The following is an 18,283-nucleotide window of genomic DNA, read 5'->3' as shown; positions in this document are numbered from 1 at the left end:
GGCGGTGGCCGCGGGGTGAGGGGGACACGCGCAGCCGACGCTACGCCGAGGGGTGGTGCGGAAGCAGGGCTTCCGATTCATCCCTCAGTTCACTTGTGGCACGTGCGTCCCTCGACTCTCGAACGTACGTCATGCCACGGACGTGCCCCCTTTCCCCCGTACGGATCACAGGTCACACAGCGGCCCGTCCGATGGCGGAAGCTGTCAGGTGTGACCCTGTGCGCGTTCGCCGCCGTCCCATCGCGCCCGTCTCATGTCGAGGCGCGGCAGGTGGCCCTCGGCGGCCCTGCTCGCCTCCTTCAGTGGCGTGCCTTCCACGCGGTAGTGCTCCAGCGCCCTCAGCTCGTGGCCGGGCAGCAGGACCCCGTCCGCGCGGACCACCCGCCACCACGGAACGGCGCCCCCGTAGAGGGCCATCACACGGCCGACCTGGCGGGGCCCGCCCTCCTCCAGCCACTCCGCGACGTCCCCGTACGTCATGACGCGCCCCGGCGGAACCAGTTCGGCGACCTCGAGGACGCGCTCGGCGTACTCCGGCAGCGCGTCCGCGTGCTCCGGGGAGGCGTCGTCGTACCCCGGGCGGGTGTCCTCCGGAAGGCTCTCCTCGCTCATCCGGCCCATCCTGCCCCACCCCACCGACAATGTGACGCGCTCGCCACTGTGCGTATGCCTCGCCCTGCGGCGGCGCTTCGGGCAGACTGTGCGCCCCCGCATTTGCACCCTGATGCCCCCGTGTGTCGGTGGGGCATGCCACCATCGTGCGGGCGGTGACTGGTGATACGAGATCAAGAAGAGACGATGAAGCAGCAGGGTGTGCACTCGGAGGGCGCGAAGAGCACCTCTGACGCTTCGTCGCGCCCCGGCACCGCGAACGCCGACAAGGCCGACGAGGGGCAGCAGGCCGCGTACGACCTGGACGAGGCGCACGTCGACGAGGTCGAGGGCGACGAACCGCTGCTCCCCGCGCGCGTGCACCGTCCCTCCGACCTGATGCGGCTCCTCGTGGGCGTGCTGGGCATCGTGCTGCTGCTCGCGATCGCCGCGTTCGCGCACGGCACCACCTCGGGCCTCGAGCAGGACATCAACAAGGGCACCGGCCAGGCGCCCGACGTGTTCAGCAAGATGGCCGGACTCGTGTCCAGCATCGCGATCCTCCTGGTGCCCGTCGCCTTCGCGATCGAGCGGCTCATCAAGCGGGACGGGCTTCGGATCGCCGACGGCGTCCTCGCGGCCGTGCTCGCACACGGTGTGACACTCGCCACCGACCTGTGGGTCGCGCGGGCCGCTCCGGAGTCCATCCGGGACGCCCTCACCCAGCCCTCGCCCGGCGACATCGGCTCCCTCACCGACCCGGTGCACGGGTATCTCGCACCGGTCATCGCGTACATGACGGCCGTGGGTATGTCCCGCAGACCCCGCTGGCGTGCGGTCCTGTGGGCGGTCCTGGTCCTGTACGCCTTCTCCATGCTGGTCACCGGCTACACCACGCCGTTCTCGATCATCCTGACGCTGCTGATCGGCTGGACCGTCGCATACGGCACGCTGTACGCGGTCGGCTCGCCCAATGTCCGCCCCACCGGGCAGACCCTGCTGGCGGGCCTCCGGCACGTCGGCTTCCGCCCGGTGAGCGCGGCCCGCGAGGAGATCTCCGACACACAGGAGACCGGCGACCGCGGCCGGCGCTATTTCGTCACGCTTGAGGACGGTCCTCCGCTGGACGTGACGGTGGTCGACCGGGAGCAGCAGGCCCAGGGCTTCTTCTATCGCGCGTGGCGCAATCTGGCGCTGCGCGGCTTCGCCACCCGAAGCAGCCTCCAGTCGCTGCGCCAGGCCCTGGAGCAGGAGGCGCTGCTCGCCTACGCGGCCATCGCGGCCGGCGCCAACGCGCCCAAGCTGATCGCCACCTCCGAGCTCGGCCCGGACGCCGTGATGCTGGTCTACGAGCACACCGGCGGGCACACCCTGGACTCCCTGTCGGACGAGGAGATCACCGACGAGCTGCTGCGCGGCACCTGGCTCCAGGTCAAGGCGCTGCAGTCCCGGCGCATCGCGCACCGCAGGCTGGTGGGTGACGCGATTCTGGTGGATCGTTCCGGCAAGGTGATCATCACCGACCTGCGCATCGGCGAGATCGCGGCGAACAATCTGCTGCTGCGCATGGACATCTCCCAGCTGCTGGTGACCCTCGGCCTGCGTGTGGGCGCCGAGCGCGCGGTCGCCTCCGCGGTGAACGTGCTGGGCCCCGACGCGGTGGCCGACTGCCTGCCGATGCTGCAGCCCATCGCCCTGAGCCGCTCCACGCGCGCGACGCTGCGAAAACTCGCCCGGGAGCGCGCCCAGCGGGAGCGCGAGGCGGTGCTGGAGGCGTCCAATCACGCGAAACACACCCGCAGCGAGGAAGCCCCGAGCGAGACCGGGCCGGCACTGGACAAGCCGGAAAAGCCGGACAAGAAGACCGTCAAGGCGCAGGCACGGGCCGAGAAGCGGGCCATCGACGAGGCCCTGGACGAGGCGCGCGAGGAGGATCTGCTCACGCTGATCCGCCATGAGGTGCTGCGGATCAGGCCACAGGCACCGGTCGAGCCGGCCCGGCTGGAGCGGGTGCGCCCGCGCACGCTGATCAGCTTCATCGCCGGTGCCATCGGTGCGTACTTCCTGCTGACGCAGCTCACGCACATCGAGTTCGGCCCGCTCATCTCCAACGCGCAGTGGGGCTGGGTGGCCGCGGCCGTACTGTTCTCGGCGGCCAGCTACTTCGCGGCGGCGATGGCCCTGCTGGGGTTCGTGCCCGAGCGCGTGCCGTTCCGGCGGACGGTGGCGGCCCAGGTCGCCGGGTCCTTCGTGAAGATCGTCGCGCCTGCCGCGGTGGGTGGGGTCGCCCTGAACACGCGCTTCCTGCAGCGCGCGGGAGTGCGGCCGGGGCTCGCGGTGGCGAGCGTCGGCGCGTCGCAGCTGTTCGGGCTCGGCTGCCACATCCTGATGCTGCTGTCCTTCGGCTATCTGACCGGCACCGAGAAGACACCGTCGCTGTCGCCGTCCCGGACCGTCATCGCGGGTCTGCTGACGGTGGCGGTGCTTGTCCTCGTGGTGACCTCGGTGCCGTTCCTGCGGAAATTCGTCGTCACGCGCGTGAGGTCGCTGTTCGCGGGTGTCGTGCCACGCATGCTTGACGTACTGCAGCGGCCGCAGAAGCTGGTCACGGGTATCGGCGGCATGCTGCTGCTGACCGCCTGCTTCGTGATGTGCCTGGACGCGTCGATCCGCGCGTTCGGCAGCGAGGGCACCTCGCTCAGCATCGCCAGCGTGGCCGTCGTCTTCCTCGCGGGCAACGCGCTCGGCTCCGCGGCCCCGACCCCCGGCGGCGTGGGCGCCGTCGAGGCGACCCTGACCGTCGGTCTGATCGCCGTGGGCCTGCCCAGCGAGGTCGCCGCGCCCGCGGTGCTGCTGTTCCGGCTCCTGACGCTGTGGCTGCCCGTGCTGCCCGGCTGGCTGGCCTTCAACCACCTGACCCGCAAGGGCGCGCTGTAGCGCGAGGCGGCGTGCGCAGGACCGTAGGGGCTTGTCGTACGCGGGCCCTGGCGTCGTACGTTGTAGGGGCAGGGAACAGGTGAGGCGCCGCCGTACCTCGTACGGCTCGTGCCCCGAGCGCCCCACCACGTACGACCGCAGGATGGGATCATGCCGAACCCGCCCCGGATGCGCGCTGCTGCCCTGACCGCCGCTGCCCTGCTGCTGCCCTCCGTACTGGCGGGCTGCAGCGACGACGACAACGGGGACAAGGATCTGACGGCTCAGGTTCTGAGCTGGAAGGACTGCCCTGCCCCGTCCCAGGCGCAGGGCGGCGCGGGCAGCCCGTCACCCCTGCCGGACGGCGGGTCATGGCAGTGCGCCACGATGAGGGCGCCCCGCGACTGGGACGATCCCAAGGGCGACACGATCGGCATCGAGCTGATCCGGGCGAGGACCAGCGGCGACGAGAACCGGCGCATCGGCTCGCTGATCTTCAACTTCGGCGGCCCCGGCGCCTCGGGCGTCACCGCACTGCCCTCCTCCGGCGACGGGTACGAGAAGCTGCGCACCCGCTACGACCTGGTGAGCTTCGACCCGCGCGGGGTCGGCCGCAGCGCGCCCGTCCTGTGCGAGAACGACCAGCAGCTCGACGCCTACTTCCAGCAGGACTCCACGCCGGACGACGCCGCCGAGCGGACCGAACTGCTGGACAGCGCCAAGGAGTTCAACGAGGCCTGTGAGGAGAACTCCGAAGGAATGCTGCCGCATGTGCGCACCACCGACGCGGCCCGCGACATGGATCTGCTGCGCCAGGTCCTCGGCGACGACGAACTGCACTACTTCGGCATCTCGTACGGCACCGAACTGGGCGGCGTCTACGCCCACCTGTTCCCCGAGAACGTGGGCCGCGCGGTCTTCGACGCGGTGGTCGACCCCACGCAGAACTCGGAGCAGGGCTCACTCGGGCAGGTCAAGGGCTTCCAGCTCGCGCTCGACAACTTCGCCGAGGAGTGCACCTCCAAGGCCGAGGACTGCCCGATCGGCGACACCGCCCAGGACGTCAAGGACCGCATGGCGAAACTGCTGAAGGACCTCGACAGCAAGCCGATCCAGGCGATCTTCCCGCGCGAACTGACCCAGAGCGTCGCGACCAACGGCATCGTGCAGGCGCTGTACTCACAGGACCTCTGGCAGTACCTCACCGAGGGCCTGGAGCAGGCGTACGACGGTGACGGCAGGATCCTGATGCTGCTGTCCGACTCGCTGAACGGACGCAGCGAGAACGGCGAGTACAGCAACATCACCGCAGCCAACGTCTCGATCAACTGCGCCGACGACAAACCGCGGTACACCCCGGAATACGTCGAGCAGAAGCTGCCCGCGTTCCGGTCCGCCTCCCCCCTGCTCGGCGACGCCTTCGCCTGGGCCATGCTCAGCTGCACCGACTGGCCTGTGGCGGGTGCCGCCGACCATCCCGACGTCAGCGCGCCCGGCGCGGCGCCGATCCTCGTCGTGGGCAACACCGGCGACCCGGCCACACCGTACGAGGGCGCGAGGCGGATGGTGGAGGCGTTGGGCGAAGGGGTGGGCGTCGAGCTGACGTACAAGGGTCAGGGGCACGGGGCCTACAACAGCAAGAACAAGTGCGTGCAGGACGCGGTGAACGGATATCTGCTGGACGGGAAGGTGCCGGCGGCCGGCACGGTCTGCTCCTGAGACCGTCGCAAGAAGCACAAAAATGCAGGTCAGAGAGTTATCCACAGGCGGCAACGGCCCGTTCGTCTTCTGCCTACTATGGCCTGACCGCCATCCGCGGCACGGTGCGGACGGCCTGCGAGGGGGGAAGTGACGTGGCACGTTTCGTACGGTGGACGGCCCTGACGGCGGCCGCTGCCCTGTTGGCGGCGGGCTGCAGCGGCGGCTCGTCGGACAGCGCGGATGCCGAGGGAGAGACCAGCGGCACGAGTTCATCGGCCGCCTCCGCCGGCCCGGAGAAGCCACTGCCGTCCTCGCTGACCTCGCAGAAACTGGACTGGGGACGCTGCGAGGCCACCGAGGACTCCCCCACGCCGGGCGACGAATGGCGGTGCGCGACGCTCAAAACGCCTCTGGACTGGGCTAAACCGGATGGCAGGACGATCGACCTCGCGTTGATCCGCGCCAAGGCCACGGGCGGCGACCGCATCGGCTCACTCCTGTTCAACTTCGGCGGCCCCGGCAGCTCGGGGACGTCCACCCTGCCGTGGTACTCCACCAACGCGTCCGAGCTGGGCGAGCGATACGACCTGGTGAGCTGGGACCCACGCGGGGTGGGCGCCAGCGAGGGCATCCGCTGCCGCGGAGACAAGGAGATCCAGGCCTCCGAGTCCGTGGACATCACACCGGACACCCCGGCCGAGGAGACCGCCTACTTCCGGGACGCCGCCGCCTTCGGAGAGGGCTGCCAGAAGTCCGCGGGGACCCTGATGGCGCATGTGTCGACCACCGACACCGCCCGCGACATGGATCTGATGCGCCAGGTCCTCGGCGACACGAGGATGCACTATTTCGGCATCTCCTACGGCACCGAACTGGGCGGCGTCTACGCCCACTTGTTCCCGAAGAAGGTCGGGCGGCTGATCCTGGACGCGGTCGTCGACCCGAGCGCCGACACCGCGGGCCACGCCGAGAACCAGACCAGGGGCTTCCAGCGCGCGCTGAACAACTACCTCAGGTCCACCGGCCAAGGCGCGGAAGGGGGCACGCAGAAGATCGTGAACCTGCTGAAGCGGATCGATGCGAGCCCGCTGCCGACGTCGTCCGAGCGAAAGCTCACAGAGACACTCGCGCTCGTCGGCCTCATCGGACCGCTGTACAGCGAGGCGAGCTGGCCGGCCCTGACCAGTGCCCTGGAGTCGGCCGAGCGGGGCGACGGCACGGAACTCCTGGCGCTCGCCGACAACTACAACGACCGAGACGCGTCGGGCCGCTATGGCACGGGGTCCCACTCACAACGGGTCATATCGTGCCTGGACGAGGAGCAGCGGCCGACGGCCGAGGAGACGAAGAAGCTGCTGCCGCGGTTCAAGAAGGTCTCGCCGGTGTTCGGCCCGATGCTGGGCTGGGACATAGGAGGCTGGTGTCACAACTGGCCGGTGGCCGGGCAGTACGACACCCCGGAGGTGAGCGCGCCGGGTGCGGCACCGATCCTGCTGGTCGGCAACACCGGCGACCCGGCGACGCCCTACGAGGGCACCCGGAGGATGGCGGACGAACTGGGCAAGGACGTCGGCGTGGTGCTCACCTGGAAGGGCGAGGGCCACAGCGCGTACGGGAAGGGGAGCGCCTGCGTCGACTCCACGGTGAACGCGTATCTGCTGGAAGGGACGGTACCCAAGGACGGCAAGGTCTGCTCATGACGACGGCGGGGGCCGAATTCGCCTTACCGGCGAGGCCGTCCGCTCAGGAGCCGGCCGCTCAGTAGACCGGCAAGTCAGGCCGCCTACGGCGTGACCTGCGGCTTCCTGGCATCGTCACGCCCGAGGAGGTCGCGGAGCGCATGGCCGAGGTCTTCGCGATCCGGCTCTTGGACGCTTTGGACGGCAACGGCCCGCACGTACGGAGCCACGACGGCAAGCGCCTCATCCCAGCGGGATAGAACTTTCCCTACTTCATCAAGGCCCGCGCACGGCGCGGGCCCGCGCCGCCTCTGCGGCGCGACCTGCCTCCTGTCTCCGCTCCGGCTGGCCGCGCCCGGCGGCGCGCTCGCGGCTGCGGGCATGGAGCGGGCAACACCCCCTGTGGCTGGGGCGGTCGGCCCACGGCTTTAGGCAGCCACCATGGGGCGAGCCTCTAAGATCATGGCCCCAACGTCGTGCTTTAACGGGCAGGTCCACAGACTGCCCGACTCGCCGGAAGCTTAAGGGGCCATGATCACTCGCCCCATGGCAGCTCCCGCCCAAAGCCGTTCCACCGACCTCGTAGATGTCTGTGCGTGGCCACGTCGCCTCTCCTTTGGCATCACGCGGAGCGTAGTAATTGTTGCGGACGGTGATCCACGGAGGTGAACTGAGCTGGATGCACCGGATCCCAGCGAGCGCGGACGGAACCGCGCAGGTCGCGGTGCGCGAGGAGAGCGTGCGATGCGGATGATGATGAAGGCCCGCATGGACACCCAGATGTCGAATCAGGTGACGAAGGGCGGAGCGATGCCCGACTCCGTGAAGTCAGCCATCGAGCGACTGAAGCCGGAGGCCGCCTACTTCACTCCTGAGGGCGGGCGTTCCATGATTCTCGTATTCGACATGCAGGACAGCTCAGAGTTGCCCTCCATCGCCGACCCGTTCTTCCAGGAGATGGGCGCGGAAGTCACATTTGAGCCGGTCATGAACCTCGACGAATTGCAGAGGGGCCTTGCTGCCCTGAAGTAGCTTCGGGACGAAGAGGCCGTCTCTTCCAGACTGGCGACGGCCGGGCGCAGAGTCCGGGCCGTCTCTGGGCCGTCCAAGGCCACCCGCCGCCAACCGACAACGACAGAAGCCCACGGCATCTGAGCTGGTCAGAGCCGTGGGCTTCTTCTGTCTCGCTGGTCAGCGGAAGGGCCGTTCAGTAGACCGGCTTGTGCGGCTCGATCTGGTTGACCCAGCCGATCACGCCGCCGCCGACGTGCACGGCGTCGGCGAAGCCCGCGGACTTGAGGACCGCGAGGACTTCCGCACTGCGGACACCCGTCTTGCAGTGCAAGACGATCTTCTTGTCCTGCGGGAGGGTCTCCAGGGCGGTGCCCATGAGGAACTCGTTCTTCGGGACCAGCCGGGCGCCGGGGATCGAGACGATCTCGTACTCGTTGATCTCGCGGACGTCGATGATCTCGATGTTCTCACCGTCGTCGATCCACTCCTTGAGCTGCTTGGGAGTGATCGTCGAGCCGGCGGCCGCCTCCTGGGCCTCCTCGGAGACGACGCCGCAGAAGGCCTCGTAGTCGATGAGCTCGGTGACGGTCGGGTTCTCGCCGCAGACCGCGCAGTTCGGGTCCTTGCGGACCTTGACCTGGCGGTACTGCATTTCCAGGGCGTCGTAGATCATCAGGCGGCCGACCAGCGGCTCACCGATGCCGGCCAGAAGCTTGATGGCCTCGTTGACCTGGATGGAGCCGATGGACGCGCACAGCACGCCGAGCACGCCGCCCTCGGCGCAGGAGGGGACCATGCCGGGCGGCGGGGGCTCCGGGTAGAGGCAGCGGTAGCAGGGGCCGTGCTCGGACCAGAAGACGGAGGCCTGGCCGTCGAAGCGGTAGATCGAGCCCCACACGTACGGCTTGTTCAGCAGCACGCAGGCGTCGTTGACCAGGTAGCGCGTGGCGAAGTTGTCCGTGCCGTCGACGATCAGGTCGTACTGGCTGAAGATGTCCATCACGTTGTCGGCCTCGAGCCGCTCCTCGTGAAGGACCACGTTCACGTACGGGTTGATGCCGAGGACGGAGTCGCGCGCGGACTCGGCCTTGGAGCGGCCGATGTCGGCCTGGCTGTGGATGATCTGGCGCTGCAGGTTCGACTCGTCGACCTCGTCGAACTCCACGATGCCGAGCGTTCCGACGCCCGCGGCGGCCAGGTACATCAGCGCCGGCGAGCCCAGGCCGCCGGCGCCCACACACAGCACCTTGGCGTTCTTCAGCCGCTTCTGCCCGTCCATCCCCACATCGGGGATGATCAGGTGGCGGGAGTACCTGCGAACCTCGTCTACGGTGAGCTCGGGGGCCGGCTCGACCAGGGGTGGCAGCGACACGGGGACTCCGTTGGTCGGTCGATCACTACGGTTGTTCTCTCCGTAACAGTGCCATGGCCTTTTTCATTCCGAGACACCTGTTCCGATCCGCGAGACGATTTCGTCCCAGTAGCCGGGCATGGCCTCCCAAGGGTCGGTGCGCCCGCCGCCGTCCGTGCGGTCGGTGAACCAGATGGTCGCGGCGCCCTGCCAGCGGGCGATGCGCAGTGCCTCGTCGAGATGGCCGAGGGGCACGCCGTGGACGAGGTGGCAGAAGCGGTCGGGCGGGTAGTCGGCCGTCCACTCGGCCACCTGCGACCAGCGGTAGTCGCTCCACGAGCCGCGGAAGGTGACCAACTGGTCGGCGCACTCGGCGTAGCCCGGGTGCGGGTGGGTGCCGTGGCCGAGGACGATGTGGGCCTCGTCACGCAGCACCCGGAGCGTGGTGACCGTGCGGCGGATCTCGGGCAGAGCGGCGCGCTCGGTCGGGCAGCGGTCCAGGAGGAAGCCGTCGACCCGGTACCAGTCGAGGTAGCGATGGGCCTCGGAGATCACCTCGCCGTAGGCGCGAGCACCGTGGGCCGTGCCCAGGCGGGCCGTGCCCAGGCGGGCCGTGCCCAGGCGGGGCGTGTCCAGGCCGGCCGTGTCCAGGCAGGCCGTGTCCAGGTGGCCGAGGACGCGGACTCCGGCGTTGCGGAGCCTGCCGACGGCCTCCAGGCAGTGCGGGTCGGGGCGGGCGCCGGGACCGTCGGCGACGTTGAGGACGACCCAGTGCACGGGGGTGTTGGGGCGGGTGAGTTCCCCCCACTCGGCCGGCGCGAGCAGGGGGTGTGCGTAGCCGGGGACGCCGAGGCCGGTGCGGAGGTCCGTGCTCGCTGTGGTGGGCGTGGTCCCGGTCAGATACGGCATGCCGCCTCCATCCAGATATCGCCCAGCGACTCCTCGAGGTTGATCCGAGGGCGCCAGCCGAGCCGGTCGCGTGCGGTGCGCACGTCGGCCTGCTGCCAGCTGCCGCAGCCGTCCGGGTACGGGTACACGACCGGGGCGGACTGGCCCGCATGGGCGGCGTGCACCGCATGGGTCGCGTGCATCGCGTGGTCCGAGTCGGCGCGAGGGTGGCCGATGGACGAGCGCAACGGGCCGGGCGGGCCGTCGAGTTCGTGGAGGGCGCCGCCGTACCCGGCCACGCGGGCGAGGACGGCGGCGGCGTCGCGAAGGCGGACGGCACGGCCCGAGCCGATGTTGATGACGCCCTGCGCGGCGGACAGCGACGCGGCGTGGACGGCACGGGCCACATCGCGGACGTCGATGAAGTCCCGCTGGGCGCCGAGGCCGGTGAGTTTGAGCTCGCCGTCGCCCGACTGCATGGCGCGGCGCATGGCCTCGGCGAGTCGGCCGAGCGGGGAGCCGGCGGGGGTGCCGGGGCCCGCGGGTGAGAAGACCCGGAGGACCACGGCGTCCAGGCCGGAGCCCAGGACCAGTTCGGTGGCGGCGAGTTTGCTGACGCCGTAGGGGCCGCCGGGGCGGGGGACGGCGTCCTCGGCCGTGGAGGAGCCGGGCTGGCTCGGGCCGTACTCCGCGCCGCAGCCGATCTGCACGAGGCGGGCGCCACAGCCGCTGCGGCGCAGGGCCTCGCACACGGTGGCGACGGCGACGGTGTTGTGGCGGGTGAGTTCGCGGGCGCCGCCCCTGGTGGCGCCGGCGCAGTTGATGACGACGCCGGGGTGGACCGCGTCGAGGAAGCGGGTGAGGGCACCGGGACTGCCGGACGCGAGGTCGAAGCGGACGTCGGCGTCGTCACCGCGGCCGAGGGCCGTGAGTTGGACGGCGGGGTCGGCGAGGAGACGGTCGGCTACGAAGCGGCCGAGGTAGCCGTTGGCTCCGATCAGCAGGACTCTCATCGGGCGGCTCCCGCGGCCGAGGGGTCATCGGGTCGGGAGGTGATCATTTGGGGTTCTCCTTCAGGGGGTCTCAGACGGAGGGATTGAGGTGGTGATGCCTCCGGTGATGGGGCGGTACGGGCTGCTGTGCCTGCGGCGGTCCGCGCAGCTGCGGGGGTTCACGGCGGGTCCGGCTCCGCGTGGGCCGATGCCCTCGTGAGGGTGCGCGTCGCGTGCAGCAGGAGCGTCAGGGCGGCCGTGCCGCAGGCGATGGTCGGGATGGCGGCCGGGCCCCAGGTGTCGACGAGGGCCTGGACGGGGGTGGCCAGCCAGGCGCAGCCAGGGAGGCGGGCCGCGAACAGGGCGGCCAGGGACGTCGCCTCGGCTGAGGCTGCGGCGGTGAGGACGAGCACGGGGGCACGGGTGAAGCCGTGGCTGGTGAGCAGGCGGCAGAGGAACAGGAGGGCGCCCAGCGTGAGGGTCTGGGGGTGGGCTGAGGGCTGGTCCAGGGCGGTGGCGGTCAGGGCCAGCAGGGCTGCCAGGGCGCAGAGATAGAGGGCGAACGTGCCCAGGAGCAGGGGTTTCGCGGAGGTGGCGAACTCCTCCAGGGCCCGGCTGGACGACAGTTTGCGGCGGGCTCGTACAGCGAGGAGGTGGGCGCACCAGGCCGCGGGGGCGCAGGACAGGGCGAGGGCCAGGACGGGGGCGGTGGTGAGGGGCCAGGGGCCTTCGGCGGTGCCGGTGGGGAGCGTGTCGGGGCCCCCGGCGGCGGCTGCCTGGAGGAGTCCGTCGCCGAGGAGGGCGTAGGCGACGAGCCAGGAGATCCGGGCCGCGGTCGGGTGTCCGCGGTCCGTGGTGGCGAGGGGGCCTCGGGCGAGGGCCGCGCGCAGGGCGAGCGTCACGGCGAGGGCTCCTGCGGCGGCCGCGATCAGGCGGGACCGGCCGTGGGTGAGGTGCAGGCCGACCACGGCCGCCGCGCAGAGGGTTCCGGGGAGGAGGGTGAGGAGGATCCAGTCCGGCCGTGCGCGGGGTGTGGTGGGGGGCGGAGGGCTGGGTGGCGCTTCGGCGTCGCGTGGCACTCGGGCGTACATCTCCTCCGCGAGGGAGAAGACGTCCCGGTGCAGGAAGCGTGACGCGGTGCGGTCGCTGATGCCGTGGGCTTCCAGACCGGCGGCGATCTCCAGCGGGTCGACCGCGCGTTCGCACAGGTCCCGGTGACGGTGCATCAGGGCCTTCACGGGATCGGCGCCGGTACGGCGGGTGGGGGCCGGTCGAGGGGCGGTGGTGCGGGTGGAAGCCGGTGCGTCGGCGGGGGCGGGCCGCGAGTCGGCGACACCTTCCTGGACGCTCCTCTCCGCCGTTTCCCGGGTGTCCCCCTCCGCTGTTTCCCGGGCGTCCCTCTCCGCCATGAGCCACTCCTCCGACCGCTCGTCCCAGACCCCGGGGCTGGTCGGAGCCCCGGGGCGGTCGAGTCCGCCCAGGCCGCTGCTCATCGCGCCCCCTCCGTCGCGGGCAGCGCGGTGGCGCGTACGGGGGCTCCGGGCCTGCGGGGCGGGCCGCCGCGGGCCACCGGGCGTGCGGTTCGCTCGGTCCAGCGGCCGGGGACGCGGGCCTCGGCGGGGACGGCGAAGGGCCGGGGGTCTCCGGCCTCGTCGAGAACGAGGCGGCGGACCGGCGTGCGCGAGACGATCTCCAGGTAAATGCCGTGAAATGCCGCGACGTTCTGCTCGACGGTGAACAGTTCGAGCGCACGCGCGCGGGCGGCCGCGCCCAGACGTGCCCGGCGCTCGGGGTCGCGCAACAGCGCCACACAGGCCGCCGCGAGTGCCCGCGGATTGCGCGGCGGTACGACGAGACCCGTGCCGCCGATCACCTCCACCACCGCGCCGACATCGGTGGACACCGTCGCGCGGCCGCTGAACATGGCCTCGACCAGGCCGATCGGGAAGCCCTCGACGACACTGGACAGGACGGCCACGGCGCCGGAGGCGTACGCGTCGGCGAGGGTCGGGATCTCCGGGCCGCCGATCTCCTCGAAGGAGACGGGGTTGTCGCCGACGGTGTGCGGGCCCTCGGCCTCGTCGGGGAAGAGCTGTGCGGCCAGCGCCCTGCAATGACCGAGGTAGGCGGGGCCCTCGGGACCTGAGGGGGTGCCGACGATCCGCAGGCGGGTCTTCGGCTCCTCCTTGCGCACCTCGGCGAGGGCGTGCAGCAACGACACGATGTCCTTGGCCGGTTCGATACGGCCGACCCAGACCAGCGAGTCCGGATCCGCACACTCCGCGGCCTCGCCGACCTCCGCGAAGCGGGAGGCGTCCATGCCGGGGTAGACCGTGCGGAGCTTCGCGCGGTCGGCGCCGCAGCGCTCCTGCCAGCGGCGGGCGTGGCCGTTGCCGGGGGTGATGACGGCGGCCTGGGCGTAGGTCTCGGCGGCGAGCCTGCCGTGGAGGGCGGCGAGCAGGGATCGTACGGCGGGGGAGGCTTCGGGGGCGGCCAGGTAGTGCGTACGGAGGCGGACGCCGTACTCGGTCAGCAGCAGCGGTACGCCGCAGAAGTGGCGGGCGAGCAGGCCGGACAGGGCCGCGGCGCCGCCGGACGTGGCGTGGCACAGATCGGCCGAGCCCAGGCCGTCGTCCTCGTACCAGTCGAGCGAGAGGGGGCGCAGGGCGCGTTCCAGATGCGCGGCGAAGGCCAGCAGATCGGGAACGCGCGCCTCACGCGCCGTACGCAGGGCGCCCGGCGCTCGGCAGGCGCGCTCAAGAGCACGTACGGCGGCCTCGGAGCGGAGCGCTCCCACCAGTCCGCCCTCGTCGCGGGCGAGTTCGGCGAGCCCGTACAGCGCGTTGCCGAAACGGTCCGCCTCAGTGGCCGACGCGTCCTCGCAAGCCCCGGACGCGTCTGTGGCGCCCCCCGCGCAGACCGCGGCCACCAGCTCGCCGTAGCACTCGGCGAACCTGCGGCGCGCGCGGCGGCCGTACGCCCACCCGTCGCCCACCACCGACCTTCTGACCAGGCCCTTCGGGCCGCCCCTCCAGATGTCGCCCTCGGCCGCCCACAGCGGCGCCGTGCGCACCCGGCTGACCTGCGGTGGCAGCGGGACCCAGCCCTCGTCCTCCTGGCGCTCGCTGCGGCTGAGCGCGTAGATGTCGAACTCGTGCTGTCCGAGCCCGCGCACGAGCCGGTCGCACCAGAGCCTGGCGTCACCGCTCACATACGGATAGCCGCCCTCCGCAATCAGTCCGATGCGCACGAGTACACCCCCGATCTCCCTAAGGGGAGCCGCCGTTCCCCCGGCGGCTCACAGCGGGACGAACGTATGCGGACAAGGCGGTGGCGCGACGGACGGTTGTCCATCGCGCCACCAAAAGGGGTGAACGGTCGTAACTTTCCCGTGCAGGTCGCGTTCCGTCGCGCTAGGAGATCAAACGCGCACGCATCGTCACACCTGAACGGCTCGGACGGTCACACGATGGCCAACTCCCGTCGCGCGGACCGCCGCTGGGCCGCGATCCGCGGATCGAGTGCCGGTACGGCGGCCAGGAGCTGCTTGGTGTACGGGTCCTGCGGGTTGTCGTACACCTCGTCGGCGGGCCCCTCCTCGACGATCCGTCCGCGCCGCATCACCGCGACCCGGTCGCTGACCTGGCGTACGACGGCGAGGTCGTGCGCGACGAAGACGAGCGCGAGTCCGAGTTCGCGTTGCAACTCGCCCAGCAGGGCGACGACCTGGGCCTGAGTGGTGACGTCCAGCGCGGAGACGGGTTCGTCGCAGACGATGACGCGCGGGTCGGCGGCGAGCGCCCGCGCGATGCCCACGCGCTGGCGCTGGCCGCCGCTGAACTCGTGCGGGTAACGGTCGTAGTGCGCCGCTTCGAGCCCCACACGCTCCAGCAGTTCCTGTACACGCCCCCGGATGCGCCCCTCGTCCGACTCGCCGCGCGCGCGGAGCGGGTCGGCGATCGACTCGCCCACGCTGCGGCGGGGGTTGAGGGAGGAGACGGGGTCCTGGAAGACCATCTGCACCGCGGGATTCACGCCCACGCGCGCGTGGCCGTCGTCACGGACCTCCCCCGCCGTCGGCTCCAGGAGCCCGACCAGCATGCGTCCCAGGGTCGTCTTGCCGCTGCCGCTCTCCCCCACGACTCCGAGGGTCTCCCCTCGGCGGATCTTCAGCGACACGTCGTCCACGGCCGTGAACGCCCGTTTCCCGCGCCCGAACTCACGCCGCAGGCCGGCCGCCTCCAGGACGACCTCGGCCGACACCTTCGCCGACACCTCGGCCGGCGCCTTGGCCGACCCGTCCGCCGACCCGTCCGCCGACCCCACGGACTCCACCGCCACCCCCACCACGGATTCCTCCGCCACCCCTTCCGACGCCGCGAAGACGGCGCGCGGCGCATCCACGCGCGGGACCGCGCTGAGCAGTTCGCGCGTGTACGGCTGCGCAGGCGATCCCAGTACGGCGGCCACCGGCCCGTGTTCCACCGCCCGGCCGTGCCGCATCACCAGCACCTCGTCGACGCTCTCCGCGGCCACGCCCACGTCGTGCGTGACGAGGAGCAGCCCCATGCCCGTCTCCTCGCGCAACATGTGCAGCAGGTCGAGGATCTGGGCCTGGACGGTCACGTCGAGCGCTGTCGTCGGCTCGTCCGCGATCAGCAGGTCGGGCCGGCAGGCCAGCGCCATGGCGATGAGGGCGCGCTGGCGCATACCGCCGCTGAACTCGTGGGGGCGCGAACGGGATCGTCGTGACGCGTCCGGAATGCCGACCCGGTCCAGCACCTCCACCGCACGCGCGCGTGCCGCTCGCCGCGACACACGCGTGTGCGCGCGATGCACCTCGGCGATCTGGTCGCCGATCGCGTAGTACGGGTCGAGGGAGGACAGCGGGTCCTGGAAGACCATCGCGGCCTTTCCGCCGCGCAGCCGTCGCAGCCCCTCGTCCGAGGCCTCCCGCACGTCGACACCGGCGACCTCGATCGCACCTCCGACGCGCGCGCCCGTGCCCCGGTGCAGCCCCAGAAGGGCGGAGGCGACGGTGGACTTGCCGGAGCCGGACTCGCCGACGAGGGCGAGGGCGGCGCCCTGTTCCAGCCGGAAGGAGAGGCCGTCGACCGCGCGCAGGGACCCGAACTCGACCGTCAGATCCGTGACGTTCACCAGGCTCATGTGAGCACCACCCGTCGGTCGGCCACCGCGTACAGGACGTCTGCGACGACGTTGGCGACGACCACGAAGAAACCGATGACCAGGACCATGCCGACCACGACCGGAAGGTCGACCACATTGACCGCGTGGACCAGTTCCCGGCCGATGCCGGGCAGGCCGAAGAGCGTCTCGGTGAGCACCGCGCCCCCTACCGCGCTGCCGAAGTTGTTGGCGTTGAGCGCGATGACCGGCGCGAACGCCCCGCGCAGCGCGTGCCGCCCGATGACCGACCGCTCGCTCACGCCGTACGCACGGAAGGTCCGGATGTGGTCCTCGGCCAGCGTCTCCAGCATCGCCGCCCGGGTCAGCCGGGCGAACGCGGCGGCCTCGATCAGGGCGAGCGAGAGCCAGGGCAGCAGCAGGTTCCACGCCCACTGTTCCGGGTCGTCGGTGAAGGCGACGTACTGCGGGAACGGCAGCAGTCGCAGCTGTCCGCAGACGACGATCATCAGGACCAGGCCGATGACGAAGACCGGCGTGGCCACGCCCGCGAGCGTGATGCCGGTCAGCAGCCGCTCGGTGAGGCGCCCGCGCCGCCACGCGGACAGGACGCCGGTGCCGACGCCGAGGACCAGCCACAGCACCATCGCACCGAACACGAGCGACAGGCTGACCGGCAGCTTCGCCAGGATCAGCTGGGTGACCTGCTGGTCGCTCTGGTACGACAGCCCCAGGCAGGGCGCGGAGCAGTGCTGCACCGCGGTGCCGGTCGAGTAGTCCTGGCCGGCGACGAGGCCCTCCAGGAAGTGCCAGTAGCGCACGTACAGCGGGTCGTCGAGGTGCAGTTGCTCCGCGACCTGCTGCACCTGGGCGGGCGAGCAGCGCGGGCCGCAGGTGATCTGGGCGACGTTGCCGGGGGTGACGTAGAAGACGACGTAGACGATCACCGAGATGGCGAACAGGGTGACGACGGCGCCGACGAGGCGGCGCAGGGCGAACCCTCCGAAGCCGTTCATGCCTTGGCCTCCCTCTTGCGGCCCGTGCCGACGCGCAGCCGCGAGGCCGCACGCGGGTCGAGCGCGGTGCGCACGCCGTCGCCGAGGACGGTCAGCGCGAGGACGGTCACGAAGAGCGCTCCGGCGGGCAGCAGCAGGTACTGCGGTGCGGCCTGGTACCAGACGTCGGCCGCGGTCAGCATCTGTCCCCAGGACGGCGTCGGCGGCTTCACACCGACGCCGAGGAAGGAGAGGGCGGCCTCGACGGTGATGTTGACCGGGACGAGCAGCGCCGCGTACGTGATGACCGGTGCAGCGACACCGGGCAGCAGTTCACGGCGGGCGATCCGCCATGAGCCCCAGCCGCTGAGCCGGGCGGCGGAGACGTAGTCCAGCCTCTTCAGGGTGAGCGTCTGGGCGCGCACGATCTTCGCGATGTTGCCCCAAGCGATCAGACCGATCACGAGGGCGACCAGCACGGGCCGCGGGAAGCTCGCCGGCACGATCGCGAGCAGCGCCAACGACATGATCATCAACGGCATCGCCACGATGATGTCGGTGAACCGGCTCAACAGTTGATCAACCCATCGGTTTCCGAGCGCGGCCGCGACGCCCACGACGACACCGATGACGACCTGGACGACGGTCGCCGCCAGCGCGACCCCCAGGGAGACCCTGGCGCCGTACACCAGCCGCGCGAACAGGTCCCGCCCGGTCTGCGGTTCGACGCCGAGCCAGTGGTCGGCGCTCACCCCGCCGAACGACCCGATGGGCACGCCCCCGTGCGCGGAGTCCACCAGGGACGGGTGGTACGTGGTCGGGTCCTGGCCCTCGACGGCGGTGAGCAGCGGTGCGGCGAGCGCGACCAGGACGAGCAGCGCGACGACGACCGCCGCGACGAGGGCGGCGCGCTGCGTCCGCAGCCGCCGCCAGAACTGACGGGCCCCCGAGGCTCCCGGAGCGGACGCCCCGGGAGCCTCGACGGCGAGAACTGCCTCACTCACGGCG

13 protein-coding genes and 1 pseudogene are annotated in these 18,283 nt (G+C 71.2%); 5 read left to right on the top strand and 9 right to left on the bottom strand.

The window, feature by feature from the left end; all coding sequences use genetic code 11:
• Positions 1 to 204: 204 nt before the first annotated feature.
• Positions 205 to 612 carry an MGMT family protein gene (locus ABIE67_RS30545; protein ID WP_370264602.1) on the bottom strand — a complete coding sequence of 136 codons (408 nt, stop codon included), beginning with the start codon at positions 610 to 612 and terminating at the stop codon, positions 205 to 207.
• A gap of 186 nt (positions 613 to 798) precedes the next feature.
• Between ABIE67_RS30545 and ABIE67_RS30540 the strand changes: the two genes are divergently transcribed.
• The 5 genes and pseudogenes from ABIE67_RS30540 to ABIE67_RS30520 all read left to right on the top strand — a co-directional run bounded on the left by ABIE67_RS30540 (position 799) and on the right by ABIE67_RS30520 (position 7,919).
• Entirely contained in the window at positions 799 to 3,528 is a 2,730-nt protein-coding gene (locus ABIE67_RS30540) for a YbhN family protein (protein WP_370264601.1), read from the top strand.
• Between the two features lie 150 nt (positions 3,529 to 3,678).
• Positions 3,679 to 5,226 (top strand): alpha/beta hydrolase, encoded by a 1,548-nt coding sequence (locus ABIE67_RS30535; protein ID WP_370264600.1) that lies wholly within the window; start codon positions 3,679 to 3,681, stop codon positions 5,224 to 5,226.
• 134 nt (positions 5,227 to 5,360) lie between these two features.
• Positions 5,361 to 6,908 (top strand): alpha/beta hydrolase, encoded by a 1,548-nt coding sequence (locus tag ABIE67_RS30530; RefSeq protein WP_370264599.1) that lies wholly within the window; start codon positions 5,361 to 5,363, stop codon positions 6,906 to 6,908.
• Positions 6,909 to 7,021: 113 nt separating this feature from the next.
• Positions 7,022 to 7,147: pseudogene (locus ABIE67_RS30525) on the top strand (NUDIX hydrolase); the annotation flags it as partial.
• 484 nt (positions 7,148 to 7,631) lie between these two features.
• Positions 7,632 to 7,919 (top strand): DUF3303 family protein, encoded by a 288-nt coding sequence (locus tag ABIE67_RS30520; protein WP_274815459.1) that lies wholly within the window; start codon positions 7,632 to 7,634, stop codon positions 7,917 to 7,919.
• 175 nt (positions 7,920 to 8,094) lie between these two features.
• Here the strand turns inward: ABIE67_RS30520 and moeZ are convergent, their stop codons facing one another.
• The 8 genes from moeZ to ABIE67_RS30480 form a co-directional block, all read right to left on the bottom strand.
• The gene (gene moeZ, locus ABIE67_RS30515) at positions 8,095 to 9,273 is read right to left on the bottom strand and encodes an adenylyltransferase/sulfurtransferase MoeZ (RefSeq protein WP_370264598.1); all 1,179 of its coding nucleotides are present in this window, start codon (positions 9,271 to 9,273) and stop codon (positions 8,095 to 8,097) included.
• A 63-nt stretch (positions 9,274 to 9,336) separates the two neighbouring features.
• Positions 9,337 to 10,161, bottom strand: a complete 825-nt coding sequence (locus ABIE67_RS30510) for a spherulation-specific family 4 protein (RefSeq protein WP_370264597.1) — start codon at positions 10,159 to 10,161, stop codon at positions 9,337 to 9,339.
• Positions 10,149 to 11,153 carry an NAD-dependent epimerase/dehydratase family protein gene (locus ABIE67_RS30505; protein WP_370264596.1) on the bottom strand — a complete coding sequence of 335 codons (1,005 nt, stop codon included), beginning with the start codon at positions 11,151 to 11,153 and terminating at the stop codon, positions 10,149 to 10,151. The genes ABIE67_RS30510 and ABIE67_RS30505 overlap by 13 nt, the downstream gene beginning before the upstream one ends.
• Positions 11,154 to 11,311: 158 nt before the next feature.
• Entirely contained in the window at positions 11,312 to 12,625 is a 1,314-nt protein-coding gene (locus ABIE67_RS30500; protein WP_370264595.1) for a hypothetical protein, read from the bottom strand.
• Positions 12,622 to 14,382 (bottom strand): DUF3492 domain-containing protein, encoded by a 1,761-nt coding sequence (locus ABIE67_RS30495; RefSeq protein ID WP_370264594.1) that lies wholly within the window; start codon positions 14,380 to 14,382, stop codon positions 12,622 to 12,624. Before ABIE67_RS30495 ends, ABIE67_RS30500 begins: the two co-directional genes overlap by 4 nt.
• Positions 14,383 to 14,594: 212 nt before the next feature.
• The gene (locus ABIE67_RS30490; RefSeq protein ID WP_370264593.1) at positions 14,595 to 16,301 is read right to left on the bottom strand and encodes a dipeptide ABC transporter ATP-binding protein; all 1,707 of its coding nucleotides are present in this window, start codon (positions 16,299 to 16,301) and stop codon (positions 14,595 to 14,597) included.
• Positions 16,298 to 17,296 carry an ABC transporter permease gene (locus ABIE67_RS30485; RefSeq protein WP_370264592.1) on the bottom strand — a complete coding sequence of 333 codons (999 nt, stop codon included), beginning with the start codon at positions 17,294 to 17,296 and terminating at the stop codon, positions 16,298 to 16,300. Before ABIE67_RS30485 ends, ABIE67_RS30490 begins: the two co-directional genes overlap by 4 nt.
• Positions 17,293 to 18,279 (bottom strand): ABC transporter permease, encoded by a 987-nt coding sequence (locus ABIE67_RS30480; RefSeq protein WP_370264591.1) that lies wholly within the window; start codon positions 18,277 to 18,279, stop codon positions 17,293 to 17,295. Before ABIE67_RS30480 ends, ABIE67_RS30485 begins: the two co-directional genes overlap by 4 nt.
• Between the last annotated feature and the right edge of the window lie 4 nt (positions 18,280 to 18,283).

This window comes from Streptomyces sp. V4I8 (assembly GCF_041261225.1).
Classification (GTDB): domain Bacteria; phylum Actinomycetota; class Actinomycetes; order Streptomycetales; family Streptomycetaceae; genus Streptomyces.
The sequence above is the reverse complement of the archived record's forward strand: the minus strand, read 5'-3'. Positions and strand labels throughout refer to the sequence as shown.